This is a genomic window from Steroidobacter sp., from assembly GCF_016790065.1.
GTDB lineage: Bacteria > Pseudomonadota > Gammaproteobacteria > Steroidobacterales > Steroidobacteraceae > Steroidobacter.
This window is the reverse complement of sequence record NZ_JAEUPY010000136.1, coordinates 1-8,357: the sequence shown is the minus strand read 5'-3', so window position 1 is coordinate 8,357 and position 8,357 is coordinate 1. Positions and strand designations below refer to the sequence as shown.

The 8,357-nt window shown below is 60.9% G+C and carries 5 protein-coding genes; 2 read left to right on the top strand and 3 right to left on the bottom strand.

From position 1 onward, the window contains the following. Both JNL55_RS05855 and JNL55_RS05850 read right to left on the bottom strand, forming a co-directional pair. A partial coding sequence (locus JNL55_RS05855) for a M16 family metallopeptidase (protein ID WP_293850598.1) occupies positions 1-1,789 on the bottom strand: 1,789 nt, incomplete at its 3' end. 20 nt (positions 1,790-1,809) lie between these two features. Then, positions 1,810-4,293, bottom strand: coding sequence for a TonB-dependent siderophore receptor (locus JNL55_RS05850; protein ID WP_293850595.1), 2,484 nt, complete (start codon positions 4,291-4,293; stop codon positions 1,810-1,812). Positions 4,294-4,506: 213 nt separating this feature from the next. Between JNL55_RS05850 and JNL55_RS05845 the strand changes: the two genes are divergently transcribed. Next, complete coding sequence (locus tag JNL55_RS05845; RefSeq protein WP_293850592.1) at positions 4,507-5,040, top strand: RNA polymerase sigma factor; 534 nt, start codon at positions 4,507-4,509, stop codon at positions 5,038-5,040. 12 nt (positions 5,041-5,052) lie between these two features. Beyond that, positions 5,053-6,156, top strand: coding sequence for a FecR family protein (locus JNL55_RS05840; protein WP_293850589.1), 1,104 nt, complete (start codon positions 5,053-5,055; stop codon positions 6,154-6,156). A 4-nt stretch (positions 6,157-6,160) separates the two neighbouring features. Here the strand turns inward: JNL55_RS05840 and JNL55_RS05835 are convergent. Further along, a partial coding sequence (locus tag JNL55_RS05835; protein ID WP_293850586.1) for a M28 family peptidase occupies positions 6,161-8,357 on the bottom strand: 2,197 nt, incomplete at its 5' end.

Genomic DNA, 8,357 nt, shown 5'->3' with positions numbered 1-8,357 from the left:
CATCCGCGAACAGCGTCATCGCCTCGGGGAACGAGGTAGACAGCGTTTTCAAAGACAGCTGCACCGAATCGGCATCGGCGCTCACTTTGAGCGAGGCACCGAGCTTGCCGAGTGCCTGAGACAGCTGGGTTCCAGTGAGTTTGTCCGTGCCCGCCAGTGACAGGTCCATGACCAGCGTTTCGATGCCGACTGGAAAAGCCTGCTGCGCCCCGCTCGCGGCAATGGGAATCAGAAGATTGACCGTGACCTCGGGGGCATCCTGCCGCTGGGCAAACAGCACCTGCGCTCCATTGGACAATGCCGTGCGCTCGAACTTCGGTGGCTGTACCTCAGCGAAATTCACTGCAGGCATGCCTGCCTTGCGATCCACGTCATGACTCGCAGCCGCGAGCTGCGCTCTGGGCAGCATGACCAGCGTGTAGTTACCCTTCTGCAGCCAACGCTGACCCGCCGCCGCCAGATCACCCGGCTTGGCATTCTTCAGTCGCTCGAAAGAAATCTTCCAGGCATCGGCATTGCCAAGAAACAATTCATACTTGCCGAGCAGATGCGCCTTGGCGCTGGTGCTTTGGATGGAGCTGACCATCTCTGCAAGCTTCGACATGCGCGCGGCTTGCAGCTCATCGGCTGACGGCCCTTCCTTGAGCATGCGTGCCAGTTCTTCTTCCAAGAGGCGCTCGACGCGCGCCAGATCGATGCCAGGCATCGCAGTCAAGCGCAGCGTGACCTGGCTACCGATCTCGTTCTTACGGACATCTATGGCGAACTCGTTCGCCAGCTTCTGCTCGACGATCAGTCGCTGACTCAAGCGTGAACTCGGCTGACTCAAAATCGCCGCCAGCAGTTCGAGATAGTCGGCGTCGGCCGCCCCCAAGCCCGCATTGGGAATGCTCCAGACGCGAGCCAGCGCGGCAGTGGCGAGTTCGCTGTCGTACGCTACATCGCGTCGATTGCCTGGCATCGGCTCGCTCCATCGATTGACCCGAGTGGTCGACATGCCAGGCGGTAGCGCTCCGAAGTAGCGTTCGACCTTGCTCTTGGCTTCGGCAGCGGTCACATCGCCGGAGAGCACCAACACCGCATTCGATGGCGTGTACCACTTCCGAAACCACTGCTTGACTCCGTCGAGCGTCACCGAGTCGAGATCCTCCTCGGTGCCGATGTACAGGTGCGAGTACGGATGTCCCGGCGGCCAGATGGCTTGGAGCAGGCGCGCCGCGTTCCGGCCGTAAGGATTGGTGCCGATCTTGTGCCAAGGAGTGTTCTCGATCGAACGCCGCTCGTTGTGCACGACGCCGCGCTGCTCATCGAGCTTGGCTTGATCGATGGCGCCCAGCAGGTATCCCATGCGATCGGACTCCAGCCACAGAATGGCGTCCAATGCACCGCTCGCGACCGTCTCGAAATAATGAGTGCGATCCACGTAAGCCATGCCGTTGACCGTCCCAGCACTCGCCCCGAGCGGCAGCAAGGCGTCGAACATATCGTGGTCGTGATGCTCGCTGCCACGAAACATCAGATGCTCGAACAGATGGGATATGCCGGTGACGCCCGGCGGTTCGTCGCCGGTGCCAACGCGATAGTTGATGTCCACGGAGACCTGTGCGGTCTTGTGGTCTTCATGCACGAGCAGCGTGAGACCATTCGCCAGCACATGTTTGGTGTAAGGAATGTCCAGCTGAGGCAGCTCGATCTGTCGGGCTGCAGCCGCATTCGAGACCGAGCTGGCCAACAAACCTAGCGGCAGCGCCAGGGTCAGGAGCCAGCGTTGGCCCCTGACCGTATCCATGAAGTGTCGCATGGTATCGGTTACCACTTGCCTCGAATGGAAAGCGTGTAGCTGCGCGGCAAGCCGTACCAGTTACCCGCCGACGTAGTCCCCACCGTCGAGTAGTAGGTCTTGTCGAAGATGTTGTCCAAGTTCAACGACGCCGACCAGGTCTGGTTGATCAGATACTCGGCGCGCGCACTGAAGATCGAGTAGCCGCCTTGCGAGAACTCGAACGGCACGAACGCAACGACCGCCCCCGAGCCATCCAACTGTGCCGCCGTACCCGTGCGGTAGTTGCCGCTTTGCGCGTTGACGCCGCCGCTGACTTTCAATCGTGCCAGGCTGCCGTCGAATTGATACGTGCTCCACAGCTTGAACAAATGTTTCGGAGTTCTGGGCATGTAGGCGCCGACCGAACTGGTGTAGCCGGACTTGTATTCGTTCTCGTTGAACGTGTAGCCCGCGAACACCCCCCAGCGATCGGTGATCCGCCCGTTGATCTCGGCATCCAGGCCGCGGCTCTCCACCACACCTTTGGCCAGATAACAGCAGGCGACGCCGAGCGCACCGCTTTGCGGCGGATAGCTCAGATCTTGAATCGCCTCGCCATTACGCTCGGTGCGATACACCGCGATCTGAGTGGCCGCACGGCCGCTACCGAGATCGCCTTTGATACCGAGCTCGATGGTTTCGCCGGTGATCGGATCCAGCGGCGAACCTGGAAACGGCCCGGAATGCATCGAAGCTTGCGAAGAGAAATTCTCCGCGTAGCTGCCGTAAGCGACCCAGCCTTTCGGCAGCTCGTAGGTCATGCCGATATACGGCGTCACCACTGCGCGATCTTCATAGTGCGTGTACGAATCGAAGGCGGGATACGCCGAGTTGTATTCGTAGTTGCTATAACGAGCGCCGCCGAGGATGCGCATGGCGTCGGTGGCCTGCAGGCTCAAGCTCACATAAGCGCCGCTCTGCTCGTTACCGAAGCTCGACGTCGAATCTGGCGTCGCTGCGCGGCTCGGCGCTGGATAAGCGCTCGGATCGAACGAGTACGGATTGATGTAATAGGCCGGCATGTTCCAGGACGGACCGTCGGTCTCGCTTTCCTGCCAGTCCGCGCCGAAGGCGACCTTGTGAGTGCGCCCGAACAGCTCGAAGCTGCCCTTGAGCGTGATGTCCATCACTTCCTGCACAGCCGTGCGCTGCGCGTTGGTGCCGTAAATTCGGCCGAGTCCGGTGGTCGGATCGATGGACGAGAACGAGTACAGGAACGCGAAGTCGCTGTCCTTGTGACTGCGCATCGCGTTCACGCGCAGCTGCCAGTGATCACCGATGCGTTGATCCAAGGTAGCGAACACTTCGCCGGTGTCGGTATCCGCTTTCGACCATTCCGACGTGAGACTCACCGAACGCGGCAGCCCCAAATCCCGGCCATCGTTATAACGCGGCAAGCCGAAACCGCCGATCGGGCTCAAGCTGCTGGTGTAGCTGCCGCCCAAGAACAGTTTGGTGCTGTCGGTCAGGTCAGCTTCCATCGCCAGATACAAGGCATCGCGTTGGCCGCGAATGACGTCATCTTGGAAGGACTCAGTACTCTCGCGCATGTAGACAGCGCGGCCACGCACGCGACCGTCCATTGCCATCGAACCCGACAGATCGAGGTTGCCTCGATAAGAATTCCAACGCCCCGCCGACGCTTCGACGCTCAGCTGGGTTTTAGAGGTCGGGCGCTTGCGAACCAATTGAATAGTGCCGCCCGGATCGCCGTTGCCCGAGAACAATGCATCGCCGCCACGCAGGACTTCGATCTGTTCGTAGAACGCCAGGTCGATCTGCTGATCGTAACCGCCAGCGTTGATGCTGAGCGGCGAGCCGCCGTCCACCTGCACGTTGCGGATCTCGAAGCCGCGCGAGAAAAACTGAGTCGCGGTGGAGCTCTCTTTGGTCAACGTGATGCCGGTGGTTTGTGCCAGCGCCTCGTCCAGGCTATTCAAGTTCTGCTCGTCCAGTCGCTCCCGCGTAACCATGCTGATGGACTGCGGCCGCTCACGCAGCGTGTCGCCGAAACGCGAGCTCAGAATAGGATCGTCGATGGTGGTGCCTTTGACGATGACGGTCTCAACTTCTTGTACCGTCTTGTCGGTCGCAGCCGTGCGCTCCTCAGCTCCGCCGCCCAACGCAGTTCGACGCATCGAGCCCGCTGCCGCGATATCGGCCGCCGTGCCGATGGTCACGGTCTTGGCATTGACGAACTTGTAATGCAGGCCGGAATTTTCCAGCAACGCTTTGAGCGCCGACTCCGGCGTCAACGTACCGGCAACGCGCGGCGCCGTCAGCTTCAGCGCCACATCGGATTGAAACAACAATTGGTAGCCGGTTTGACGCGCAAATTCCGCCAACGCATCTTCCAGCGGTTGGCGCTCGATGCTGAAAGGCACCGCTTGAGTCTGTAGAGATTCGGCGGACGCCGGCCCGCACAGTAGCGCCGAGACAGCGCCCACCAAAATCATCGATCGCAGCTTCATAGACACTCCCCTAATGCGACGCTCTGCAGCTCGCGAAGTGCGGCCAGGCATCGTCTTGCTGATAGAGTGTGTGGCGTTTCAAAAGTCCGGAACGGCAGCACCGCCACCGAACCGCTGCCGGAACTCGATGCTGGAGGGCATTCCGGACTTTTCGCGAATAACACACTCTACAGGTGGGCCGAGGTTTTCCGGAACGAGGTTATGGGCCAGGGTATGGGCAAGTCCCCCCAGGAGTCAGGGTCGATTGCAGCGTTGGCGGCCGACGTATTCCGTCACTACGCCGCCGACCTGCAGCGCTTTTTGCGCCGGCGGCTGCGCGATCCGCAGAGTGCCGATGATGTCACGCAAGAGGTGTTCAGTCGCCTGGTGCGCGTACGTCAACCCGACCTGGTCAAGGATCCGCATGCCTACCTGTTCGGGATCGCATTCCATGTGATCCGCGAGCTGCGGCTGCAAGAGAACCGTCAGCCGGTGCATTACGACTCGCAGATTGCCGACCGCGCCGGCGAACAGCCCCCCGATCATGTCAGCCCCGATGAAATGGCGCTGCAGCTCGACACCCAACGACAGCTGCAACGTGCCTTGGCGGATCTGCCCGAGTTGCATCGGGCGTTGATTCTTTTGTGCAAGCGAGACGGTTTGACTTACGAGGAAGCGGCGAAAGCCACGGGCATTTCAGTCCACATGGTGGAGAAGCACTTGATTCAGGCGCGCGCCAAGCTTCTCTCGATGTTGTGGGATCTGTGAAGGAGCAGATGAATGCGCGACATTGACAAGCAGAAGCAGCTGGACAAGCTACTGGTCGAACAGAGCTCGGAGTTGCTCGAAGCTGCTAAGCGTGGCGGCAAGCGTGAGCGTCAGGCACTCGCCGATTGGCTGGGACAATCGCAGCGACATTTGCACACGTATCTGTTCATGGCCGCGCTGGATGAGGAGCTCAAGCACATCGATCCTGAGCGACTGATCGCCGTACCAGACGTGCTTGCCGGCGGCGCTACGCCGACACTGGTGCCATTCCCCTCGCCCACTCAGTCACCGGTTCGACGCACACCGCCTTGGAAATGGCTGGCCGCCGCGTTGGTATTGATCGCCCTCAGCACGCCGATTGCTCTGACTCTGCAGCAGCGCTACGGCGGATGGCAGCAGCTGACCACAGCGGCGGGCGAGCAGCGTGCCGTGCAGCTCAAGGACGGCTCGATCGTGCAACTCAACACTCGATCCCGCGTGCAGACCAAGATCACTGCGGACTCGCGCGAGATTCGTTTGTTGGCAGGTGAAGCGTTTTTCAAGGTCGCCAAGGATCCGTCTCGCCCGTTCAAGGTTCACACCTCAGACGCCACCATCATCGCTGTCGGCACTCAGTTCAACGTCTATCAACAAGATGGGCAGACCAAGGTCTCGGTGCTCGAAGGTCGCGTAAAAGTGTCGCCGCGGGATCCGGACTCAGCACCGGCACCCTCGCCCGCCGCTAAAGCTACGACCTCTAGCAAGGCCGGTTCGGTCGAAGCGCCACAGTCTGCGCAGACCGACGCAACGCTCTTGCTCGCGGCTGGTGATGAGGCGGAAGTTCGTCGGGGCAGTGCCGCCGAACGGCGCGAGGTCGCCGATGTGAATGCCAGCGCTGCGTGGGTACAGCGTCGCCTGGTGTTCAAGCAAGAGCCGTTGGCGAACGTGGTGATGCAGTTCAATCGCTATCGCGAGAAGCCCCAGTTCGTCGTAGAAGACGCTGAGTTGGCCACGCGCAGATACTCAGGCGTGTTCGATGTCGATGACCCGCAGTCGCTGGAAGATGTGCTGGCCACTCAGCGTGACGTGGTCATCGATGCTAAGGATGACATCGTCGCCATTCGCAAGCGACGTTAGAGCTTCACTCCACCACCACGTGACTCGAGAACAACGACGTCTCGGAGAGTCGCGTCGGCATGGTTTCGGCGGGTGGCGGCGAGAGTGATGCGGCACCCTGCGGCCAAGCATCGACGATTTCAGTCGCGTGGACTTCGATCTTGCCCAGTGAATCACTCTCGAATCGCAGGGTCAGTCCTTCTGGCCCTAACGCGTACGCCGTGAACCGAGCCCACTCCTCCGGTTTCGCGAACCACTCGGAACGCACCGGATGCCCATTCAACGTCACGTTGCGAACGGCGTTCGCAGCGCGCATATGGATGCTCAGCTGCCGACCGCCATTCTGGCCGGCGATTCGAATCGTTACCTGCGTGCCTGCTTGATCAGTCGTGTGATCCACAGTGATCGACGGCCCGACGGCGCCTGCTAGTTGTGTTTCGGCCAGCCACACTGGCTGCGGGAACAGCGGTGCGAAAACTTTCTTCTCAGGCTTCGCGCCATTGAGCTGCAGCGTGTTCAAGGACCAATCATCGGGCTGCGGCAGAGTGCTGGCGAAATAGTTGCGGCCACTCGTCACGTCGGCAAGGAAAAATGCTTCGCGCATCTCCGGCGCATCGATGCTCGGACTGCGATCCATGCGAGCGACGCCGACCAGCACGGCTCCTGCTACGAAGGCGAGGAAGCACATAGAAACAACGCTACGCACGGCGGGGAGCGACGTGCTCACTAAGGGGAACAGCACGACGACTCCGAGCGTGACGAACGGCGCTAAGACCAGAGGTAGCGTGGAGCCGATGGCGGCGAAGATGGTGGTCGACCAGTACGCCAGCTGAGCAAACACCACCACACCGATCAGACCGCTGATCCATAGCACGCGAGAGGAGCCCCCAAGCACGCCAGCCAGCTGCGTGTCAGACGCGACGTCAAGCGCATTGTCAGTCAGCTGCGCGTTGGAGGCATCCGTCTGCTCCGGCACCAGCAACAACATAACTACCGCGGCGACAACGCCGCCGAGCACCGGCCACATCAGCATGAACGCGCCGAGCGGTTCGAACCACTGAGCCACAACAGCCAGCAGCGCGAAGGTCGCGAGACTGCCCAACCAATAGCCCCACGCCGACGCCGGCCTGCGCAATGTCACGAAACCCAGAATGCTCACAAGCGCGGCAAGCACGATCGCCACCCAATCGACGCTGCCTGAAATGACACAAGCAATGCCCGTAACCACCCACGAAGCAATGACAACCCAGAGCCAGCCCGCACCTCGCAGTTGCGCAATCACCAACACCACCGCAACGGCGCCAGCAAGTAAACCCACACCAGCCAGCTCGATCGCGAATTGGCTGAGCAACGCATAGATCTGCGACACCGAGCCCGTAAGAATCCCTGCCCCAGCAGCACGCAGACACAGCGCAGTCGCAATCAGCAACAACAGCGGTGCACCGGCACCGCGAACCAAATCCAACGTTCGAGCAAGCTCCATACGACGAACTCGAACAATGGCGAACGCAATGAGTGCCACGACGACAAGCACCAACGCCCAGCCCACCCACACGGGATAGAGAATCAGCGTCTTGCCCAACACATCGAAATGCACCAGATCGGGCCCCGACGCGGGCAACTCAGTAGCGCTGGCCAGCGCTACAACAGCAGGCAGCACCTGCTCACCCATGTGCTGAAGGCTGCCAGCGTCCAGTCGCTCAGGCGTCGCCACCATCGTGTGATAAGCGAACTGATCTCCGATGAAAGCGAAGTTCAGGCCCGGCAAGCCACGGTCGATAGGAACCGTCAAGTCCGTGCCGTTGGGCATGCGTCGATACACGCTGCCCATCAACGAATTCGCAACCGGCGCCGGCGCGTTTACAGCCCATAGACGAACGAAGTCTCCAGCCAGCTCGCTGGTTTCAAACATCACGGCCCGGCCAGCAGTGCCGCGAGCTTCCATGTTCAACACCACGCCGACCTGACGGCTGAGCGGATCGCTCTCGAAGAAGCCGTTGGCACCAAGCAGCCCCACTTCTTCGCCGTCCGTAAACACAAAGATCACGCTGCGCTCGAGCGGACCCAGAGTCTTAATATGGGAGCGCAGATTCGCAGCCAACTCCAACGCAGTCGCCACACCTGCACTGTCGTCGCCGGCACCCGGCGAATTCGGCACCGTGTCGTAATGACTCATGACCACGATGGCGGGCAACTCAGGCGAGCGTCCAGGCAGCACCCCG

What these genes read in the sequence shown, in the direction of transcription:
- JNL55_RS05850 (WP_293850595.1), bottom strand. Translation starts at nt 4,293, where the DNA reads ATGAAGCTGCGATCGATGATTTTGGTGGGCGCTGTCTCGGCGCTACTG.
- JNL55_RS05845 (WP_293850592.1), top strand. Translation starts at nt 4,507, where the DNA reads ATGGGCAAGTCCCCCCAGGAGTCAGGGTCGATTGCAGCGTTGGCGGCC.
- JNL55_RS05840 (WP_293850589.1), top strand. Translation starts at nt 5,053, where the DNA reads ATGCGCGACATTGACAAGCAGAAGCAGCTGGACAAGCTACTGGTCGAA.